At 38.2% G+C, this 21,225-nt stretch carries 15 protein-coding genes; 6 read left to right on the plus strand and 9 right to left on the minus strand.

Annotation, left to right across the window (positions count from 1 at the left end; genetic code table 11):
• Positions 1-3: 3 nt before the first annotated feature.
• The 4 genes from NMG86_RS21830 to NMG86_RS21845 form a co-directional block, all read right to left on the minus strand.
• Positions 4-1,062, minus strand: a complete 1,059-nt coding sequence (locus NMG86_RS21830; RefSeq protein WP_042152127.1) for an IS630 family transposase — start codon at positions 1,060-1,062, stop codon at positions 4-6.
• A 131-nt stretch (positions 1,063-1,193) separates the two neighbouring features.
• The gene (locus NMG86_RS21835; protein ID WP_026787667.1) at positions 1,194-3,308 is read right to left on the minus strand and encodes a SpoIIE family protein phosphatase; all 2,115 of its coding nucleotides are present in this window, start codon (positions 3,306-3,308) and stop codon (positions 1,194-1,196) included.
• A 205-nt stretch (positions 3,309-3,513) separates the two neighbouring features.
• Complete coding sequence (locus NMG86_RS21840; RefSeq protein WP_026787669.1) at positions 3,514-4,107, minus strand: REP-associated tyrosine transposase; 594 nt, start codon at positions 4,105-4,107, stop codon at positions 3,514-3,516.
• 216 nt (positions 4,108-4,323) lie between these two features.
• Positions 4,324-6,459, minus strand: coding sequence for a SpoIIE family protein phosphatase (locus NMG86_RS21845; protein WP_043937734.1), 2,136 nt, complete (start codon positions 6,457-6,459; stop codon positions 4,324-4,326).
• 128 nt (positions 6,460-6,587) lie between these two features.
• Between NMG86_RS21845 and NMG86_RS21850 the strand changes: the two genes are divergently transcribed.
• From NMG86_RS21850 to NMG86_RS21860, 3 genes are all read left to right on the plus strand, one after another.
• Positions 6,588-7,025 (plus strand): RrF2 family transcriptional regulator, encoded by a 438-nt coding sequence (locus NMG86_RS21850; protein WP_026787671.1) that lies wholly within the window; start codon positions 6,588-6,590, stop codon positions 7,023-7,025.
• Between the two features lie 60 nt (positions 7,026-7,085).
• The gene (gene cysK, locus NMG86_RS21855; protein WP_026787672.1) at positions 7,086-8,021 is read left to right on the plus strand and encodes a cysteine synthase A; all 936 of its coding nucleotides are present in this window, start codon (positions 7,086-7,088) and stop codon (positions 8,019-8,021) included.
• A gap of 114 nt (positions 8,022-8,135) precedes the next feature.
• Positions 8,136-9,806, plus strand: coding sequence for an efflux RND transporter periplasmic adaptor subunit (locus tag NMG86_RS21860; protein ID WP_026796502.1), 1,671 nt, complete (start codon positions 8,136-8,138; stop codon positions 9,804-9,806).
• Positions 9,807-10,108: 302 nt separating this feature from the next.
• Here NMG86_RS21860 and NMG86_RS21865 read toward each other — a convergent pair whose 3' ends face one another.
• The 4 genes from NMG86_RS21865 to NMG86_RS21880 form a co-directional block, all read right to left on the minus strand.
• Complete coding sequence (locus tag NMG86_RS21865) at positions 10,109-11,068, minus strand: 3'(2'),5'-bisphosphate nucleotidase (RefSeq protein ID WP_026795502.1); 960 nt, start codon at positions 11,066-11,068, stop codon at positions 10,109-10,111.
• 100 nt (positions 11,069-11,168) lie between these two features.
• Positions 11,169-11,711 (minus strand): 16S rRNA (guanine(966)-N(2))-methyltransferase RsmD, encoded by a 543-nt coding sequence (gene rsmD / locus NMG86_RS21870; RefSeq protein WP_026796503.1) that lies wholly within the window; start codon positions 11,709-11,711, stop codon positions 11,169-11,171.
• Between the two features lie 38 nt (positions 11,712-11,749).
• Positions 11,750-12,412, minus strand: coding sequence for an imidazole glycerol phosphate synthase subunit HisH (hisH, locus tag NMG86_RS21875; RefSeq protein ID WP_026796504.1), 663 nt, complete (start codon positions 12,410-12,412; stop codon positions 11,750-11,752).
• A gap of 130 nt (positions 12,413-12,542) precedes the next feature.
• On the minus strand, positions 12,543-18,284 hold the full coding sequence (locus NMG86_RS21880) for an alpha-2-macroglobulin family protein (RefSeq protein ID WP_026798780.1): 5,742 nt from the start codon (positions 18,282-18,284) through the stop codon (positions 12,543-12,545).
• Positions 18,285-18,529: 245 nt separating this feature from the next.
• On the opposite strand from NMG86_RS21880, the gene NMG86_RS21885 reads away from it, so the two are divergent.
• From NMG86_RS21885 to psbM, 3 genes are all read left to right on the plus strand, one after another.
• Positions 18,530-19,117 carry a Uma2 family endonuclease gene (locus tag NMG86_RS21885; protein ID WP_026796506.1) on the plus strand — a complete coding sequence of 196 codons (588 nt, stop codon included), beginning with the start codon at positions 18,530-18,532 and terminating at the stop codon, positions 19,115-19,117.
• A gap of 46 nt (positions 19,118-19,163) precedes the next feature.
• Positions 19,164-19,751: a Uma2 family endonuclease gene (locus tag NMG86_RS21890; protein ID WP_026796507.1), complete on the plus strand. Its 588-nt coding sequence runs from the start codon at positions 19,164-19,166 to the stop codon at positions 19,749-19,751.
• A 202-nt stretch (positions 19,752-19,953) separates the two neighbouring features.
• Positions 19,954-20,067: a photosystem II reaction center protein PsbM gene (psbM, locus tag NMG86_RS21895; protein WP_026787680.1), complete on the plus strand. Its 114-nt coding sequence runs from the start codon at positions 19,954-19,956 to the stop codon at positions 20,065-20,067.
• Positions 20,068-20,265: 198 nt separating this feature from the next.
• On the opposite strand, the gene NMG86_RS21900 is transcribed toward psbM, so the two are convergent.
• Complete coding sequence (locus tag NMG86_RS21900; RefSeq protein ID WP_026796508.1) at positions 20,266-21,120, minus strand: universal stress protein; 855 nt, start codon at positions 21,118-21,120, stop codon at positions 20,266-20,268.
• Between the last annotated feature and the right edge of the window lie 105 nt (positions 21,121-21,225).

Genomic DNA, 21,225 nt, shown 5'->3' on the forward strand with positions numbered 1-21,225 from the left:
TTTCTATATATAAGTATACTGATGAATTTTGGGAAAATCAAATTTATGTTCCTTAGTAAAAAACTCGAACAAAAATTTGATAATCTTAAACGACCTGCATAAATACCAATACTTCCTCAAAAAGTTTTTCGCTTGTAACCAAATATCTTCAACCGGATTTTGTTGCGGAGCATTAGGAGCAAATAAAATACAAGTAATTAAAAAATCATCAGGTTCTTTATCACCATTTATTTCTGATAAAAATTCTCTAAATTCTCCAAATCTATGATAGCTCGCTCCATCCCAAATTAAGATAATTCTCTTGTTTTTATATTGGTTTTGTAAGTATTTTATAAATTCAATTGTTGATTTTCCATCCCCAGATGGGTAACTTTTAACATGGAATCTTTTGCTTTGATAATTCAGTGCTCCAAAATAAGTTTGTCGCTCTTTTTCATTGGTAATTGGAACTTCAATTCTTAGATTTGATTGACCCCAAACGTAGCCATTAACATCTCCATGAAGTAGATGACATTCATCTAAAAAAAATACTATTACTTCCCCCGATTCTATGCCAGCCTTTTGTTTTGATAACATCTCATTAATTTCTTCTCTCTTTTTTTTTACTTGCTCTTCGTTAAATTTTGGATTCACCTTTTGAGACTTCTTCCAACTAATATTTGCCTGGTCAAAAAGTTTATAGTAGCTTTGTTTCGATTTATATATTACCCCAAATTCTTGATCCACATAAGTAACTAATTCATCTAAATCCCAATACTTTTTATTCTTTAACCACTCAATTACTTCTGTTTTTTCTTGAATACTTAAATACCCTTTTGAGCCTTTATATCCTAGTTTTAATCCAGCGATTCCTTTGACTTTAAAAACTTTTTTCCAATGCCCAACAAAAAATTCGCTTACACCTAAAATTTGGCTGATTTCACGGTAAATTTTACCGGTGAGTGCCATCCTGACAGCTATTGCTCGTTTTAGTTCTCTTGCCGAAAGATTACTCTCAATTAAAATTTCTAATTCAGCTATTTCTTTGTTCCGCTCTTTTTCTGCCTGTTGTAAGTCATTCATAATTTTTATTGTCATAATCAAGTAGTGTATATCATTATATCATGCTCTTGATAATGATTTAGGACTGCTATAGCATGATTTTGCTTGATAGAAACTAAAATTTGTATTATCTTAATAATGTCCAATGTCCGTTAGCGTTGCTTTAAAATCAATAGGGTAATATCATCAAGCTGTTGTTGTTCTCCCATAAATAGCTTAACATCCGCAATCACATCCTGCTTAACTTTCTCCGCCGAATTATCCCAACTTTTACCGACAACTTCACAAAGTCTTTCCAAACCATATTGAGCTTTTTTGATATTTCTAGCTTCGGTGATGCCATCGGTATAAAGAACAATAATATCTCCGACCTTTAACTCAATCATAACTTGACCAATAAATTCAGAAATATCTTCATCTAAACCAATGGGCAGGCCTAAATCTATAGTATTAATTCGTTCAACTTTTCCCCCATGACGCACCACTAATATTTCCTCATGTTGACCAGTAATACTCAGATGACCATTTTTATAATTTAAAATTGATAAAGTTAAATTTTTATCGGAATTCATTCTTTGAAGATTACGATAAATCGCTCGATTCAAAATATTTAAAAACTTCACTGGATCACGTTCTTGCATTTCCTTGAGAACCCGAACAGCAGCCTGGGTCATTACCATTAAAATTCCACTTTCTAATCCATGACCAGTAACATCTCCAATCCCAATAGTAACAACATCATTCATATATAAAACATCATAATAATCTCCTCCCACTTCATAAGCAGGTTCCATATAAACCGCAATTTCTAATCCTTCAATTAAAGCTAATTCTTCGGCTTTGGGTAGAATTAATTGCTGCATTCTTTTAAGTAAGTCTAGTTCACCACTCATCCGATAGTTATCGGCTTTTAACCGTTGATTTAAAACTAAAATTTGAGCATGGGCAGAGGCTAGTTCCGCCGTTCTTTCTATAACTTTTTGTTCTAAGTTTTCAAAGGAATCTTGAAGTTGATCCGCCATTTTATTAAAAGAATAAGCCAGTTGTCTCAGTTCAATAATCCGTCTGACTTTAACCGATTGATTCAAGTCCCCTGTGGAAATTTTTTGAGACGCTCGATTTAGGCTCAAAATCGGTTCCGTAATCCAATGGGCAATGACAATTCCCATACCCGTTGCGATCGCTAATGCCATTAAACATAATATAACAGTTCGGCGGGTATTCCGATCAATTTCTTTCATAAAATCCGACTCAGGAACAGCAACCACAATCAACCAATTTAAGCCAAATTGATCTTGCCAAGGATGCACCCGGACAAAAATATTTTCCCCATCTAATTGAAAATTGATACTCTGTTTATTTTGAATTTTACTCAAATCGCTAAATCGGTTTAGGAGATATTGACTCGATGCTTTAATTAAGGGATCACTGCTTTGAAAAGCACTCAACCGTTGAGCTTCTCCGTTAACTTTTAAATAGGGTTTTTCATGACTGGAACTGGCAACAATTAAACCATTGCGTTCCACAATAAAAATTTTACTCGAAGGAGTCACTTCTAACTGTTTTAAAAAATTACTAATTTGGGTTAAAATCAGATCAATTCCGATCACTCCTACTAATTTTTTTTGTTGATCATAGATAGGAGAACTAGAAGCAATAGAAATCACTTCCGGGCGATCGCCCCACTGATAAATTTCACTCCAAATCGGTTTTCCTGCCGCCACTGCATCACTATACCATTTATCTTCTTTGTAAAGATATTTTTCACGGGTAATTAGGGTTGTGGGATCACCTTGATCATTTAATAAATAACGGTTATAATAAAATTTATCCGTGGGTTTCATTAATTCTAAATAGAGTGTTCCATCATCTTCTCGACCAACTCCAAGAAACAGATTATCCACAGTACCCAAGTTAAAATAGCTCAGGGAAGGATAGACTTTCATCTGCTTCCAAAAATGGCGTCGAATACTGTCTAAATCTTGGAAATTTAACAATCCTAAATTCAGCAAATTAAGATTGACTTCATTCACCTGAATGGGCAATGCTAAATAATTATCTAACTTTTGACTAATGCGATCGCTAACCTCATTTTGGAGTTGATTTGCTAAATCATTAACCGCCCGTTGTCCATTTTGAAATGATAACCAACCCACTAATCCAACGGCGATAAAAATTTGGAAAACAAAGGGAAAAATCAGAAGATTTCTCAGGGAAATTTTTTTAAACAATGGTTTAAACGAAAGAAGGGGAAATTGATTTGACATAGGCTTTATTTATTTCCAATTGGGGAATATAAATCATCCTTTGTTGTTTGTTGTTTGTTGTTTGTTGTTGTGCTTTAGCACCATCTTCAGAGTGCGCTGAAGCGCAACAACGGGGTAATAAAATTTTACGTTGTTGTGCTTTAGCACCATCTTCAGAGTGCGCTGAAGCGCAACAACGGGGTAACAACGGTGCAACAACAGGTTTTTAACAAATATCCCATTTTTGACCATAATCTCGCACAGGATATTCAACCCAACAATTTCTTAACCAGTCTCTCCCTTTTTCCTCTAAATATCTATGAACACTACTATTTTCCCAACTATAAGGAGAATCTGTAAAGCCATGTTTAACCGGGTTATAATGAATATAATTAATCACTTGATAATAGTGCTGGTCATTTCTAATGGCGCGATCGCTATAACAACACCATAATTTCCCTTTGACCTGATCTTCTAAATTCCATTGACGGGCTGTTCTTCCATGAATTAATCTTAACTGTTTACCTAACCATTCAAAATCAACAGTTGATGTTAAAATGTGATAATGATTGGGCAAAATCACCCAAGCTATAATTTCAATTTCTTCCTGAATTAATACTTCTGATAACTCCTGAAAAAGTTGTTGACGACGGGTGACATTATGCAAGCGATGTTGATGTTCATAGCAAGCGGCTGTTAACAGATAAAAAGGTTGATTTTCAATTAAATGGGGGGGACTATGGCGTGGATATCCCTTTTGTAAACGTTCTTCTATTAATTTTTGCTGTTGTTCAGGGTTAAGTTTACGATACTCGTACATTTTTCCTCCTGATTATCTATCGTAAAATTATTGTTAGGTTTTAGCCCAAAAAAATTAGTGCTTCACAACAATAGTTGGGTCATTCTATTATAAACTATGTTGTTGTGCTTCAGCACCATCTTCAGAGTGCGCTGAAGCGCAACAACGGCGCAACAACGGCGCAACAACGGCGCAACAACGGCGCAACAACGGTGCAACAACGGCGCAACAACATGGTTACTTCTTTTTGATGACTAATAAAGTAATATCATCAAATTGCTTTTGTTCACCCATAAATGATTTTACATCCTCAATCACAGCATTTTTAATCCCTTCTGCTTCCCGATACCAATTTTGACTAATAATGCTACAAAGTTTTTCCAGTCCATAGAATTTTTTCTGCCTATTTTTGGCTTCGGTAATACCATCGGTATATAAAACCGCCCCATCTCCAGAATTTAAGCTAATTAAAGTATGACTAATAAACTCAGCAATATCTTCATCTAAGCCGATGGGTAATCCTAAATCCATTGTACTAATTCGTTCAATATTTCCTCCTTGACGTACAATTAAGATTTCCTCATGTTGTCCACTAATACTCAATAAACCTTCCGAATAATTTAAAATTGCTAAGGTTAAATTTTTATCAGAGTTCATTCGTTGAATATTATAATAAATCATTCGATTTAAAGTATTTAAAAATTTGATTGGGTCATGTTCTTTTACTTCCTTTAATGTTCTAACTGCTGATTGAATCATCACCATTAAAATTCCGCTTTCTAGTCCGTGACCCGTGACATCTCCAATCCCAATTGTCACAACTCCATGGGTAGTTAAAACATCATAATAATCGCCCCCAATTTCATCGGCGGGTTCCATATATCCCACAATATCTAAATCTTGAATTTCCTCTAATTCATGAGGTTTAGGAAGAATTAATTGCTGCATTTCTCGTAAAATATCGAGTTCTGCACCCATGCGTAAATTTTCAGCTTTAAGTCGAGTATTTAAGCTACTAATTTCTTGATTCGCTTCCGCCAGTTGTCCGGTACGTTTTTTAACTTTTTCTTCTAAGGTATCAAAAGACTCTTTCAATTGTCCCGCCATCCAATTAAAAGAATTGGCTAAGGTTTCTAATTCTTTAATTCCTCCTACTTTTACCTGTTGATTTAATTCTCCTTTTGCCATTTTATGGGAAGCTTGATTGAGTCTGGAAATCGGTTTTGTAATCCAACGGGCAGTTAAAATTCCTATACCCGTAGCCCATCCCAAGGCAATTAAACACAACCCAATAGTAATTTGAGTATTGCGTTTAATTTCTGTCATAAAATCCGCTTCTGGAACCACAACCACAACTAACCAATTAATTCCCCGTCCGTCTTTAATCGGTAAAATTTGAGCGTAATACCATTGGCGATTTTGTTGAAATTTAACTTGTTCACTATTTTGAATTTCCACAAAACTACCAAACTTTTTCAGTAAAGCATTAGCTGTATTACGAATAGTGATATCTTCACTTTTATTAGCGGGAAAACGTTGGATTTTCGCATCCTCTCCTTTCCCTGTAATTTGAAAAGTTTTTTCAATCTTAGAACTGACAACTAAATCGCCAGAACGTTCGATAATAAAACTTTGTCCATGGGGACTAATATAAAGATTTTTTAAAAAATATGTAATTCTTAATAAAGTAATATTAATACATAGAACTCCTTGCAGATTTCTATCCTGATCAAATACTGGCCAAACCGCCGACATTCCTAATGCTGTATCTGTATTTTGACGAGAAAAGAAGGGATAAATGGAACTCCAGGTGGGTTTTTGAGCCTGTTTTGCCGCTTGATACCAAGGACGTTGACGGGGATCATATTCGGCTTGTTTTAAAAATTCAGCCCGGTTTCCCCATTCATCTAAACGGTAAACTTCACGCATCGGTTCAGTCTCCAAGGTACGAATTTTCAATTGAACTTGATTAGTTTCTAAATGTTCAACACCAATAAATTCCCCCTGTTCGTTTCCGTAGGAAAGATAACTTTCTAAATCTCCCTCAGCAACCACATTCCAGAAATACTGTTTTAACCCTTCAAAATCATTCAGATCTAATGTTCCAGCTTTGACATTATCTTCTGTAATTCGCAGAACTTGAAAGGATTTATTAAAATACTCTAAAACATGATTTTCAATCCGAACACTCACGCTTTCAATTAACTGTTGAGCTAAATTTTCAACCGCTTTTTGACCATTTTTAAAGGAAAAATAACCCACTAATCCTACGGCGATTGTAATTTGCAAAATAAACGGAAAAACCAAGGCTGTTTTTAATCGGATTTTGTAGAAAGATTGCAACCTAGAACGGGTTATGTCAGAGCAATTCATAAGTTTATCAAATGCTAGGTTTTAAATATTAAGTGTCATATATCGGGTATAACGTCGCGAAACTAACAAATTCCCAGGGGAAAACCGGAGTATACTAGAATCGTGAAACATTTTTGAATGATTTCTGCGTGGAACTCTCTTGCAAAAGTCAGTATGCCCTTCTCGCCCTGATGGAGTTGGCAACTCACTATGATGATCCAGAACCGAGGCAAGTCCGCCAAATTTCCGCCCAGCATAACATTCCTGATCGCTATCTTGAACAATTGCTGGCTACCTTGCGGCGCTGTGGCCTTGTTCGCAGTCAACGAGGCTCAAAAGGTGGATATTATCTGGGGAAGGAACCAGGGAAAATTACTCTGTTTGATGTGGTGAAGTGCTTAGAGGGATCAGATCCCGAAGCGTCTCCTCAAAATTCTTGCCCTAATACCGTTGAAGGTACGGTGATCTGGGAATTTTGGCAGGAAGCAGAGCAAATGGCGAATTCTGTATTACAAAAATACAGCTTAAAAGACCTTTGTGAACAAAGAGATGCCCGACAACAGAAGGATATCATGTATTACATCTGAAGGCTTAGGGATGAGTTCCTCAAACTATTTGTATCATTGTTGTTTATCTTCAAGTTAATTATGCGTATCGCCCATAACATTACGGAATTAGTCGGTAACACCCCCCTCGTCCAACTCAACCGGATTCCCAAGGCGGAAGGGTGTGTGGCTCAAATAGTGGTCAAATTAGAAGGCATGAACCCCGCGGCTTCGGTCAAGGATCGAATTGGGGTGAATATGATTAATGTTGCTGAAAAAGAAGGACTGATTACTCCGGGTAAAACCGTATTAGTCGAACCCACATCGGGTAATACTGGAATTGCCTTAGCAATGGTGGCCGCCGCTAGGGGCTATCGTTTAATTTTAACTATGCCGGAAACCATGAGTTCAGAACGGCGGGCAATGTTAAAAGCCTATGGTGCCGAATTGGAACTCACCCCCGGAATTGAAGGGATGAGTGGCTGTATCCGAAGGGCGCAGGAAATTTTGGATACCCTGCCCGATGCCTATATGTTGCAACAATTTCAGAATCCGGCCAACCCCCAAATTCACCGCAAAACCACCGCCGAGGAAATTTGGGCCGATACCGATGGCTCTGTAGATATTTTAATCTCTGGAGTGGGAACTGGAGGGACTTTAACCGGGATAGCTGAAGTCCTGAAACAACGCAAACCCGCCTTTCAAGCCATTGCAGTTGAACCCGCCAATAGTTCGATTTTATCAGGTGGTAAACCTGGCCCCCATAAAATTCAAGGCATTGGGGCCGGGTTCATTCCTCCAGTCTTGAACGTAGATATCATTGATGAAGTGATTCAAGTTACTGATGAAAATGCCATGATTTTTGGCCGTCGGATTGCCCGGGAAGAAGGGATTTTATCGGGAATTTCCACCGGGGCGGCCTTATATGCAGCAATTCAAGTGGGTAAACGTCCTGAAAATAAAGGAAAACTGATTGTGTTGATTCAACCTAGTTTCGGTGAACGTTATTTGAGTACACCGTTATTTCAAGAGGGTTGACGGGTAATCGTCAAGAAATATTAACGGAAATCGTTAGAATTAATCTAGTGACAGAATCATGTTCTGAACTTCAGGGCTGATTCTGTTCCTGATCAACCCGCACCCGCATATTTTATGTTAACTGGCCCAAAAGAGGAAACGGCACAACACAATGGGGAAGTAAAACATCCCGTTCAGTTCTCGGAAGTTCCCCGACGGCGATGGAAACCTTGGATGATTGCAATTTTGGCTTCGGGACTATTGGCTATTCTGGCAACGGTTTATTTGGCCCGGAGTCGGAATCAAATTAAGCCCGATGCGATCGCGACCCTGACGGTTCCGGTGGAAGCGAAGGATTTAACGGTGAAAATTACCGCCAGTGGGGTAGTTCAACCCGTGCGCCGGGTAAACCTCAGTCCCAAAACCCAAGGGCGGTTAGCGCAATTATATGTGGAACAGGGGGATATTGTCCAAGCTGGGGATATTGTGGCGCGGATGGAAAGTGGCGAAATTGAAGCCCAACTGTTCCAAGCCCAAGCCCGTTTGGATCGGGTTAAAGCTAATTTAGACAAGCTGCAAACCGGAACCCGACCGGAGGAAATTGTTCAAGCTCAAGCTCGTTTAAATCAGGTTAAAGCTAATTTATCTCAACTGCGATCGGGGACTCGTCCCGAAGAAATTGCTCAGGCAAAAGCTCGCTTAAAAGAATCGGAATCTCGTTTAAAAGATACCCAATCAGGTAGTTTAATTGATGAAATTGATCAAGCAAAAGCTCGAATTGATGCCAACAAAGCCGAATTAAAATTAGCAGTAGAACGGGTACAACGCTATCAAGATTTAAAGGGAGAAGGGGCAATTTCTCAGGATAAATTAGATGAATATTTACGCGATGAACGCAGGTTAGAAGCACTACAAAATGAAGTCGAAAAACGTTTAGAACAATTACAACAAGTTCAGCGATCGCAAATTCAACAAAGACAAGCTAATGTTGAACAGGAACGTCAAGCCTTAAATCAACTAAAAAATGGCACTCGTTCAGAAGAAATTGCTCGTTCAGAAGCTGAAGTTGCTGAATCCCAAAGTAAATTAAATCAGTTAAAAAATGGCACTCGTTCAGAGGAAATTACCTCCGCAAAAGCGGAAGTTGCTGAAGCCGAAGGACAGGTAAAATTCTATCAAGTTCAAATCGAAGATACCAAAGTTCGTGCCCCGTTTTCGGGAATTATTACCCAACGTTATGCCGTTGAAGGTGCCTTTGTTACCCCAGCAACTTCAGCTTCCGAAGCCACTTCAGCCACTTCCACTTCTATTGTTGCTTTAGCCAAAGATATAGAAGTTTTAGCTAAAATTCCAGAGGCGGATATTGCTCAAATTAAACCTAATCAACCCGTTGAAATTATTGCCGACTCCTATCCCGATCAAGTATTTAAAGGTCGAGTTAATATTATTGCCCCCGAAGCGGTAAAAGAACGGGATGTTACGTTATTTCAAGCTCGAATTATTATCGAAACCGGAAAAGATCAACTTCAGTCGGGAATGAATGTTGATTTACGTTTTATTGGGGAGAAACTCAAACAAGCGTTAGTGGTTCCCACCGTTGCTATTGTAACAAATAAAGGTCAAGCGGGGGTGTTACTTCCCGATGCTAATAATAAGCCACAATTTCACCCCGTTACCGTTGGTTCCCAAATCGGTAATCAAATTCAAGTATTGAAAGGTTTACAAACTGGAGATCGGGTTTTTATTGAGTTACCCAAAGGACAAAAATTAGGTGATATTTTTAAGGAGAAAATGGATAACCCGTAGGGGCGGGTTCTGTAATATAGCAGGGAACACCGGAACAGCCCCCCCAAATCCCCCGTGCACAGGGGGCTAGGGGGGGAGGGAACACCGGGGGAAAATACTTCACCGTCTGGGTTCCAAGATCCGTCTGGTGTCCTAACTGCCTTAGCGGTTGCTATATACCTTGTTCCCCTTTCCGGTAATCATTGACTTTTTTCAGTTTCTCTAAGCGACCCAAATTTAAACCCAGAGGGATAGCGAGGCTCCCGACAAGAGAACAGACATTATAGCCATTTTGCCTGAGCCTTGCAGAAACCATCAAATAATTATTGATTTAATACCCCTAAAACCGTATCATGAATAATCCCATTACTAACAATAATACCCCGGTTATCTAACATCTTAGGATTAGAGGCAAAATCCAAAGGTTTACCAAACATATCACTCACCCGTCCCCCCGCTTCTTCTACTACAATTGCCCCCGCCGCATGATCCCAAATATTCTCCCGATAATTAGGGGTTTTAGGAGAGGGAAGTCGCAAATATAAAGCCGCTTTTCCAGACGCCACCGCCCCATATTTTGCCTGAGAATCCATCTTAACTGCTGGGGCAATAATTCCCACCGCTTTAGCCACAGCATCCTGGCGTTCAATATCACCATGACTGGCTTCAATACTACCTACAAATCGCAGATTTTCCATATCATTTTCCGGTACAACTTGAATCGGAATTTCTTCCCCCGTGGCTACTATTATCATCGTTGCACCCTGTCCCCTAACCGCCACAAATAGGGCCCCAGGTTGATGATTTTCCACCGGATAAGCTGGGCATCCCATCACCCCAACTTTCACCTCTCCATCCTCAATTAAAGCCAAGGCGATCGCATATTGATCCTGTCTTAAAAAGCCCTTTGTACCATCAATTGGGTCTAATGTCCAAAACCTTTTTTCAACCTTGCCATTCCCTTGATTAATCCAGTTTATAATTTGTTCTGAAGTAGCATCAGGAATAATTTCCTGTACATATTCAGTAATTTTTGCTAAATTTTCCGCCATTTCTGGAGTTTGTAATTCCGTGGCATCTTCTTCCCCGACAACGGGATCATTAGGGAATACTTCTGCTAAAGCTTTACAAATAATAGCTTGAGAACCATAATCAGCCACGGTGACAGGACTTTTATCATTTTTCTCCATAGCTTGGGGAATATTTTCCCGCACTCTTTCACACAGTTTCCAAGCACTTAATGTGGCTGTAATCGCAATTTCTTTTTCTTTTTCGTAGGACATAAAAACTCCAATAATGGGGATCACAGATTTAAAAGGATTTCACGGATTTCACGGATTTTAATCTGCGTTAATCTGCGTAATCTTCTTAAATCCGTGTTTATTATTTTAAACAATAAAAGGTTAAAGCACAATTGCCGTAGGTTTTTTCTCGACAGATTTCTAGGTCTGTAATTGGTTGAATCTGCCAACGATGGGTATGGTGTTCTACGGCAATTTCTCCGTGATCAGATAGAAGTTGATATTGAGATATGGCTTCTAATACAGGTTGATAAAGATTGCTATTATAGGGCGGATCAAAATAAATACAATCAAATTTTTGCCCCGATAATATCTTTAATTTCCCTAAAATATCTCCCCGAATTACTTGAATTTGTTGGGAAGAATCCGCCATTGTTTGCCAATTTTCTTGAATAACTTTACAGGCTTTCCCGTGTTGTTCAATCCCGATCACAACCGCCGCCCCCCGACATAATGCCTCGGCCCCCATTGACCCACTACCCGTACATAAATCTAACCAGCAACAGCCTTTTATTTTAACCTGCCAAATATTAAAAACCGCTTCCCTCACCCTAGCTAATGTCGGTCTGGTTTCTTCTCCAGGTAAGGTTTTTAATAGGCGGTTTCCATAGATTCTTAAACTCAAAAATTTATTCCTCTAATCAATAATAAACTGGGTTTATATTATACAGAAACTTGGTTTCTCATCTCAATGGTTTGAGGTTCACCCTGAACTAATTCAACAAAATTATCCAATATTTTTAACCCGGCGTTAGAGGATTTTTCCGGGTGAAATTGTACCGCCATCACGTTATCTTTTGCGATCGCAGCCGTGATAATTTGACTTCCATGTTGAATGGTAGCGGCGGTTAAATTCCTATCAGTTGGATCAACATAATAGGAATGCACAAAATATACCCAAGGTTGGGAACCAATGGTTTTCCATAATGGTAAATCAGGTTGAATTAAAGATAGTTGATTCCAACCAATATGGGGTATAGTTAACCCAGGTTCGGACTGAAAACGTCGGACTGTTCCAGGGAATATTCCTAAGCCTTTTTCTTGACCTTCTTCTGAAGATTCAAACAGAATTTGTAACCCTAAACAAATCCCTAAAAAGGGAATACCGGAAGCAATTACATCTTGAATTGGTTCGACTAAATTGCGCGATCGCAAATGTTGCATCGCGGGGTCAAAGGAACCCACCCCAGGTAATACAACCGCATCAGCATTTTTAATAATTGTAGCTGAGTCAGTTACTTGAGGTGTTACCCCGGCTTTTTCTAAGCCTTTACAAACGGAGTGCAAATTCCCCATATCATAGTCAATTACCGCGATCACAGACATTGATTTATTTCCTTATCCTGTGGTTTGAAACTATTTTAATTTTACCATTTTTTCTGCTTTGTTAAAATATTTTTTTGTAAGATGATCCCCCCTAACCCCCATTAATAAGGGGGATTTAGGGGGATCTCAACTAAGATTTAGAAACCAATAAAGTTGTCGATGCACTGCGGCCAAATTGTTCGGGAGTATGTTGTAATTTCGCTTCCGCACCCGGCCATAAATATTCCCCTGGAGTAACAGCACGAACTAAATAATGTAGTTGATAAATCCCCGGTTCTAAGCGATCGCTATAGGCAGTAATTCGGTCATTATGAACCGTTTGATAGTCAATTTGCCAACTACTTTTTTGAGCTTCTACTGCTAAATTACTGGTTTTAAAACTAGCATTAATAGCTTCAAATCCAGCCGGAAGTGGATCGGTAATCATTACTTGATTAACGGGACGGTCAGTAATAATATCTAAACCGATATCAAACACTTGTCCGGGTGTCACTTTGAGCAGATCTTTAGGGGAATTAAGGTCAATTATCTGTAGAACTTTATCCTCATTGGCAGGGCGAATTGTGCGGGTAATTCTTAACCCATTTAAACGTCCGGGTTGATTTCCTTCTAAACGATATCGATAGGCGACCCAATAATTTAATTTACCTTGATTAGACGGTTCTAAAATCAAATTATTTTCGCCCTTGGGTAATTCCGACATAGGTATATTCAAACTAAAATTAGAATCTTTATACCCTTTGAATTGAGTTTCTCCTAATGTTTGATCTCCTAAATTAATCGCCACATTAAAGTTAGGTGGTGTAGCTTCAGTTTGACTGTATGCAGTTAAAGCTGTTAACGCCTGGGCATTATCATAACTGCCTCCCCAGGTTCCATCTCGACGCAGATTTAATAAACTTTCCACTAGCTTATCAACGGTGGCAGATTGGGGATTTTTAGTTAACAATAAACGTAACCCTTGGGATTGAATCGTTGTATCAGAATTCAACCAACTATAACCTTGAGGTAAGTTCAGAGTTGCTGTTCTTCCGGTTACATAAATCTGTTTTTGCACTTGCTCAAATAGACGATTATACTCCTGTTTCCATTGGGGAAATTGAGATAAATATTGTACAAATTTAATCTGGGTAACTTGATCAAATTTATCAAAATTTTGCAAGATATCATCTAAGAAATCACTGCGTTTTTCTCCCAGAGCATCTAAAGCAATTAAGGCATTTAAACGGATTTGATTTTTGCAAACTTCATCGGTACAAAAATCATATTTTAGGGGATCATTTACTCCTTGAGTTAGATAGGTTTTGAGAGATTTAATTAACTCAGAATTAACCGAAAATCCAGCATTTTGAGCTTGAGCTAAGGCTTCCCCAGTATAAGCAGAAAGGAAAGGACTAGAGACTATTGAACCAGGATAGGCTGTAATTCCACCGTCTTCTAGTTGCAGTGTTTTAATATCTGTTAAAGCGGTTTTAGCCCGTTCAGGTAACTGCAAATTACTGAAATTTTGACCGTATTTTTTACCCAAAATCTGCATATTAGCAGCAATAATTAATTCACTAACAGCAGGTTCGAGAAACGGCCATTTTTCTCGATTAAATACCTGTTGAGCGGAAGCAGTTAGTTGGGGAATTAGGGTACTCGCTAAATTAATATCTAATCCTCCGAAATCGGGAACTACTTTTTTACTGATATTCAGGGGAATTGTGACAGTATTGGTTGTCCGTCCTGACTCAATTACTTGTTCATTTACGTCAAAAGTTTTAACAGTTAAAGGCACTTCAAACCCATCGGATTTACCGTTAAATTCCGTGGTAAATTGAACTTGAGCCTCCCCCGCTTGTTTAACTAAAATTGGAAAGCGATAGGCATTTGTTCCCGCTTCTGCGTTGGTTTTTAAGGTTTGTTGATTGGCGTTTCCAGGGGAAAATTGAATCCCACCGTTAACAGTTCCAGTAATATTTAATTTGCCCTTTTCTTCGGTTAAATTTGTAATAGATAATCCGGCTAAAATGCGATCGCCAGGACGGGCAAATTGTGGTAAAATGGGGTTAGAAATTAATGCTTGAGTGGTCATAAATGTAGTTTCAGCCGACCCAAATTTTTGACTCCCATCCGTTGCTATTACCATCACTCGCCAGGTAGTTAAATCATCAGGAAGTTTAAAATTAACCGTGGCTTTTCCTTGATTATCGGTAACAATTGAACCATTATAAAATGCTAGGGCTTGAAAGTTTTTACGAATTCGAGGATTAGCTGTAGCAGTAGACAAACCGCCTCCATAACCCCAACCTTTTTCTAAAGCAGAGGCTAATTGATTTAAAATAACCGCCGGACGATTATCACTAAATCTTGTGGAAATTGGTTGTTCCGCATAGACGGTTTCTATTAAATTCGGAGGTCGATAATTATTGAGTTGTAAAACTGAATCATTGACCACCATCACGGTGAATTGTCCGCGAATAGGTTGATTTTTGGTATCAGTTAAAGTTAGGTCTAAGGTCTGTTGGGAACCAGGTTCTAGTTTGGCTTGTTGGGGATTAACTTGGACTTGCAAATATTGATCTTCTAGGTTAATTTTAAAGGGCGTAAATCCAATTTTAGCTAAATTTTCTAAACTCCCAGGTTCGAGTTCGGAAATCGGTTTTCCTTGTCGAACTAATACCGCTTCAACTGCCGCATTTGGTAACATTTCCGGGGTGACTTGAAACTGAATTTCTGGCGCACCACCTTTAACTTTAATTAGCTTTTCATAAAGGGGTTTATCCCGTACTACGGCAAAATATAATTCTGCTTCTGGATAGGGAGATTGAATTAAAGCCGTTGCAGTTTCTCCGGGTTTATAAGTAGTTTTATTCAGTTTAATTATTAATTGTTCTTCATCTCCTCCCCAATAAACTAACCCACTTCCTGTCACCCAAATTTGTAAATCCGTGGCGGTAATTTCATTATTCCCATCGCTAAAATTAGCACGAATGCGATAGGAACCGGACTCTGGGGCGGTTAAATCAACCTTTTGTTCCTTTTGACCCGACTTAATATCAACTTGAGCAACGGTTTGATATTGAATTTGATTTTTAGGGGTTCGCGCTCCTTCAACAACCCGCGTCACTTGGCTATAATCCATTTTTTGCAGTTGCAAATTTACCCCAATATTTTCCAGGGGTTTTCCTTGAATATCAGTGACAATCATATCAATGGGAAATGCCTTACCCGCTTCGGCAATAAATGGTGTTTTTAACCCAATAAAACGGTCACTGGGAAGGGCGGTAAAGGATTCAGAATTGGCAACGGATAAGTTAGAAATATCCGTAACTTCCACATCAACCCGATAGGTCATGGGATAGGGTAAATCCTTATCAACGGTGATGGTTTTACTCCCCTGACCTTGTGCATTTAACTGTTGATTTTCTTGCAATACACTATCAGAAACATTGGGTTTTTCTTCCGGCCAAAACCATTGACGACCAAAGGAATAATTTTCCCATGCTTTCGGAATAAAATCCGTTCCATTCCGAGTAACATAATATTTAGCAGCACCGTCGGCTACGGGAGCCCCAAACAGATATTCACTCTGAGCATTTGCCGTAATAGTTTCTCCAATTTTGGCGAATTTTTGATCTAAATTTAGGGATACTTTAAAATTAGGTGGTTTAAATTCAGCAACACGGAATTCACCTAAAAGTTCTACCCCATTTTTGTCTTTTGCATGAATAATATAATTTCCCAAAGGTTGGTTAGATTCTAAGGAAAATTCTACAGAAAACGTCGCAAATTCATTGCTTTTATATTCTCCTAATGCTTGCTTTTGTTTTTTGGGATTTTCCAAAGTCACCGTATAATTTTGATTCTTATTCGGTTTTAACGTACCATTTTCTAGGGAATAGGCGACACCAGTTAAGGCAACTTTTTCCCCTGGTTGATACAGTTGACGGTCTGAAAAAATCACGCCCCGGGATAGGGTTTGTTTATCTTCCCAATTGGCATCAATTCCATATCCATATTCTCCACTATAGGATAATGTGCGAGTAAATGCCCAATCTTTGCCTTCTTTAGCAATCACTAATAATTCCGGTGCTTTGGCAAATCTTTCCCCCTGCATACATTGTTTTAACTGTTGAGAATTTAACCATAATATGCCTTGATTATTGGTAATTCCCTTTGCACAAGTTTGAGGTTTAGGATGGGATTTAGCATCGAGTTTAGAGAGATAAATTTCAACGGTTGCTCCTGCAACAATGGAGCCATTATCTAAGTGATTAACCCGCACCATTCCTGACTCTGGAAACCATTGGGCAAAAACGCCTAAATTAGTTAATTGTACCAGTCCATTAAATTCTGGTTCACCCCATTTTTTTTCACCTTCTTGTTGATAACGGGTGGTTTTTGCCTTGACTCCGTAGGCTAACATTCCCGTATTTCCTCCTAATTTATCTTTTAAATTAATTGAGGTTTCTTGAATGTTATTTTTCGGGGTGGGAACAGCAAAATTTGTCCATTTTTCCTGGGGAAGTAATAGATTTTTTCTTCCTTCATCTCTCGAATAAGCCGTATCGGTATAAACTAAATCCGTGGGTTGCACCACTTTATAAGCGGCTTGATATTTGGATTCTGGTAAATTTAAAGTAGAAATATTCAGTTCTAAATTTTGTTGAGAGGGGAAAATATTTAATCCCGAAGGTACGGAAATATCTGGGGTTAAATCTCCAGTTTTATAACTAACAGTAACTGGTTTTCCTAATTTCTGGTTAAATGTATCTTCGACTTCTGCACCAATCGTAATAGTATAATTGGTTTGGGGTTCTAAAGCCCAAGGATTGATGGTAACTCGCTCATAATCATTATAGGCTTGAATGACTTTAATATCGGGTTTAGGGGCAGGTTTAATGGTAATATTTTTTAGGGCTGATTCGGCAATAATTCCATTATTAAATTGCAGTTGAGGATTTCCAGTTACAAATCGTCCTGATGTTCCTTCTTCGGAAGCTTTACCCTGAAGTTCTAAACTGACAAATTTTAAATTATCATAGGTTTGAATCTGGCTAGAAATCTCAACTTGGGTTTCTAAATTTCCTTGAACTGGACGTAAGCCAGGTGTGATTTTAAGTTGATATTTAGTAGCAGATTGTAATGGTTGTTTGGTAGTAACAATATATTCTGGATTTTGAGTTGCCGAATTGAATCTTTTTAAAGGTTCAACGGGGTTTTTATTGTCTTCTGATTGGGCAATTTTAACTTCGACAGGAATTGCTTTATTGGTTTTTTGAGAAATTAGTTGTAAGTGTTCTGTTAAAGAGGCTAAATCTAATTCTACGTTGGAATTAAATTTGAGTTCGGGATTTAATCCTATGGGATTATCTGGAGAACCGGGTTGTTCTTCACTTCCGGGTAAATTAGATAATTTAATCGGTTCGGTGGCAAATGTCCAGCTAATATCCTGGTCTAATTGATTTTTGTTTAAATCGGTTAATCCTTTTTTGATAGTAACTTGTAAGCGGGTAGCTAAGGGTAGGGCTTTATCGGCTTGAAACCCTATCATTCTAGGTGTTAAAAATCGAAATTCGCCAGGTATTTTTGGGGTAATTTCAAAATTATTCAGGAGTTTTTTTTGTCCTGAACTATCTAAACTTTCTAGGGGAATTAAAGGACTTTTAAAAATAACATGAATTTGACTTAATTCTGGACTTTCACCGATAGGATTAATTGTTTCAATCCATTCAGGAATTTGAGGTTTGGGTAAGTCAGCAATCATCGGGATGACTTCGCTAACGGGGGAATTACTGATAATTCGGCATCCCACCAAGGTTAATATAAATAGAAAAACGAAGACAAACTGCTTGCGAATCAAGCGAAATCGGCTAGAATTTATCATCGGATTCGGTTATGATAGTTTCTTATGTAATAACAGATATTCTAATCAAAATCCCAGAATATTCCAGAAGATTTAATTTTAGTTTATGTTTGGGCTTCAAAAATGGGAAAAAATCTGAATCTCTGATCAGTTTTGTAACAAAAATTAACTTCAACTAGAGATGAGTTTGTTCATCATGACAGTTAATTCTAATATTCCTTATTATATAATAGAACAAATCTCCATTACCCATTACCCATATTACTATGGAAACAAATATTCTAACCTTACCGCCGATTTTAAAATTAAAACTGGATTTAACCTCGGAACAATTTTGGCAATTGTGTCAAGAAAATCATGATTTTAGATTTGAACGCACGAACTCAGGAGAGTTAATTATTATGCCACCAACTGGAGGAAATACAGGAAAACGGAATGTTAAAATTACCACTCAAATTGATTTATGGAATTCAAAAACCCGTTTAGGTGAAGTTTTTGATTCTAATACAGGTTTTACCCTTCCTAATGGTGCTGACCGCGCTCCTGATGCTTCTTGGGTAAGTCGAGAACGTTGGGAATCTTTAACACCTGAACAACAAGATAAATTTGTGCCTTTGTGTCCTGATTTTGTGGTGGAATTAATGTCTCCAAGTGATAGTTTAGAAAAAACTCGTCAAAAAATGCAAGAATATCAGGAGAATGGGGCAAAATTAGGTTGGTTAATTAATCGTAAACAGCAACAAATTGAAGTTTATCGTCTGCATCAAGATGTAGAAATCTTGGCACACCCTAATCAAGTTTCAGGTGAGGATATTTTACCAGGTTTTGTGTTAGATTTAACTTCGATTTGGTAAGCGATTTAGTATTTAATCCCCATTCCCTTCAAAAACCCAAATTACTATGGAAACCAATATTCTGACTTTACCGCCGATTTTAAAATTAAAACTGGATTTAACATCGGAACAATTTTGGCAATTGTGTCAAGAAAATCATGATTTTCAATTTGAACGCACGACTTCAGGAGAGTTAATTATTATGCCACCAACTGGAGGAAATACAGGTAAACGGAATGCTGATTTAATTTTTCAACTTTTAGTCTGGAAACGTCAGAATAATTTAGGTGAAGTTTTTGATTCCAATACGGGTTTTACCCTTCCTAATGGTGCTGACCGCGCTCCTGATGCTTCTTGGGTAAGTCGAGAACGTTGGGAATCTTTAACACCTGAACAACAGGATAAATTTGTGCCTTTGTGTCCTGATTTTGTGGTGGAATTAATGTCTCCGAGTGATAGTTTAGAAAAAACTCGTCAAAAAATGCAAGAATATCAAGAGAATGGGGCAAAATTAGGTTGGTTAATTAATCGTAAACAGCAACAAATTGAAGTTTATCGTTTACATCAAGATGTGGAAATCTTGGAATATCCTAATCAAGTTTCAGGCGAGGATATTTTACCAGGTTTTATATTAGATTTAACTTCGATTTGGTAAGCTATTAAGTATTTAAACTGGGGAAGGAGAAGCAGGGAGAGCAGAAGCAGTGCGAGCGTCCTCGCTCGCTGAATATCACCCAAAACCCAAAACCCATTCGTAATTCCCTATTCCCCACTATAAAATCAATCTATTCAAAAACGCTAATTAATGATATCCTAGAGGTATTTGAATTTCCCATTTAAGTTAAGGTAGGGTAATTATGCAAGTTAATGATTTAGGATTTGTTGCCAGCATTTTGTTTGTGTCAGTTCCTGCGGTTTTTCTGTTGATTCTGTATATTCAAACCCAAAGTCAGGATGGTAAACAAGGTTAATACCAGTTTTTCCTGAATTTTGATTGAATTTTAATTCAAAAAAAGCGCCATCAGACTGTTACTGTGGCGCTTTTTATTTTGACATCCACCCCGCCGTAAAATGAAACAGCCCTGGGTTTGGGGGGGCTGTTCCGGTGTTCCCTCTCTCAACTAGGTAATTTATTTTGTGCAACTACTTATTTGTTAATTAACAGAGGATTATTTTGCTGTTGTCCGTGTTAACAAAACAGGACAAGTAGCATAAACTCGCACATAATCTGAGAGGGAACTTCCTAACAATCGGTCTAAGTCAATAAAACTCTTAGCCATGTTGGGGCGACGGTCTGGGGAACCTAACATTAATAAATCCGCCCCCAATTCTTCAGCAACGCTACACAATTCTGGGCCTGGTTTACCAATCCCACTAACACAACGATAGCTGATTCCCATGCGTTTTACTTCTTCAATTGCCGGGGCTAAAATAGGATCTTTTTCGGCATTATTACTGAAATCTTGGCTCGATTTCCCTGATATATCTTTATTAATGTGGACTAAAATTAGTTGAGTCCCAGCGATATCTTTAGCAAAGGAAATTGCCAATTGTAAACACTGTTTGGAGGCTTCGGAATTATCCACCGCCACCATAATTTTACGCAGTTTTTTGACATAGGTATCGTCCTTGACTAATAGCATCGGACGAGTAGTTAATTGAAACACATACTGACTGACGGAGTTTTCCAGAATTGCTTGGATGCGTCCCAAACCCCGGGAACCCATAATAATTAAATCCACACCTTCCTCATCAGCCACTTGACAAACAATATCTTTAGGATCACCTTGTTTAAGTAGAGGATTAATTTGCTTAGGGTCGAGTTTAATCAAGGTAACAGCTTCGGCCAGAATTTTTCCAGCTTCGGTTAACTTTTCCGACATCGTATCCGAACTCACTTCAGGGAAAACAACGTGTAGAAGCGTGACCGATGCTTGCTGGAAAGAGGGGATATCCAACATCATATTCAGCATTTCTTCGCATAATCCCCGACCAGCAACCGCAACTAGAATTTTTTTTATCATGGATTTTCCTTGTGATTAAAATAGGTGATTTATCAGGGGTCAGATCTACCCGACACGGATTAAACAGTATCCATACCTAGAATAATCCCCCGTGTTGACAGATAA

This window comes from Planktothrix rubescens CCAP 1459/22 (assembly GCA_904830895.1).
Lineage (GTDB): Bacteria > Cyanobacteriota > Cyanobacteriia > Cyanobacteriales > Microcoleaceae > Planktothrix > Planktothrix agardhii.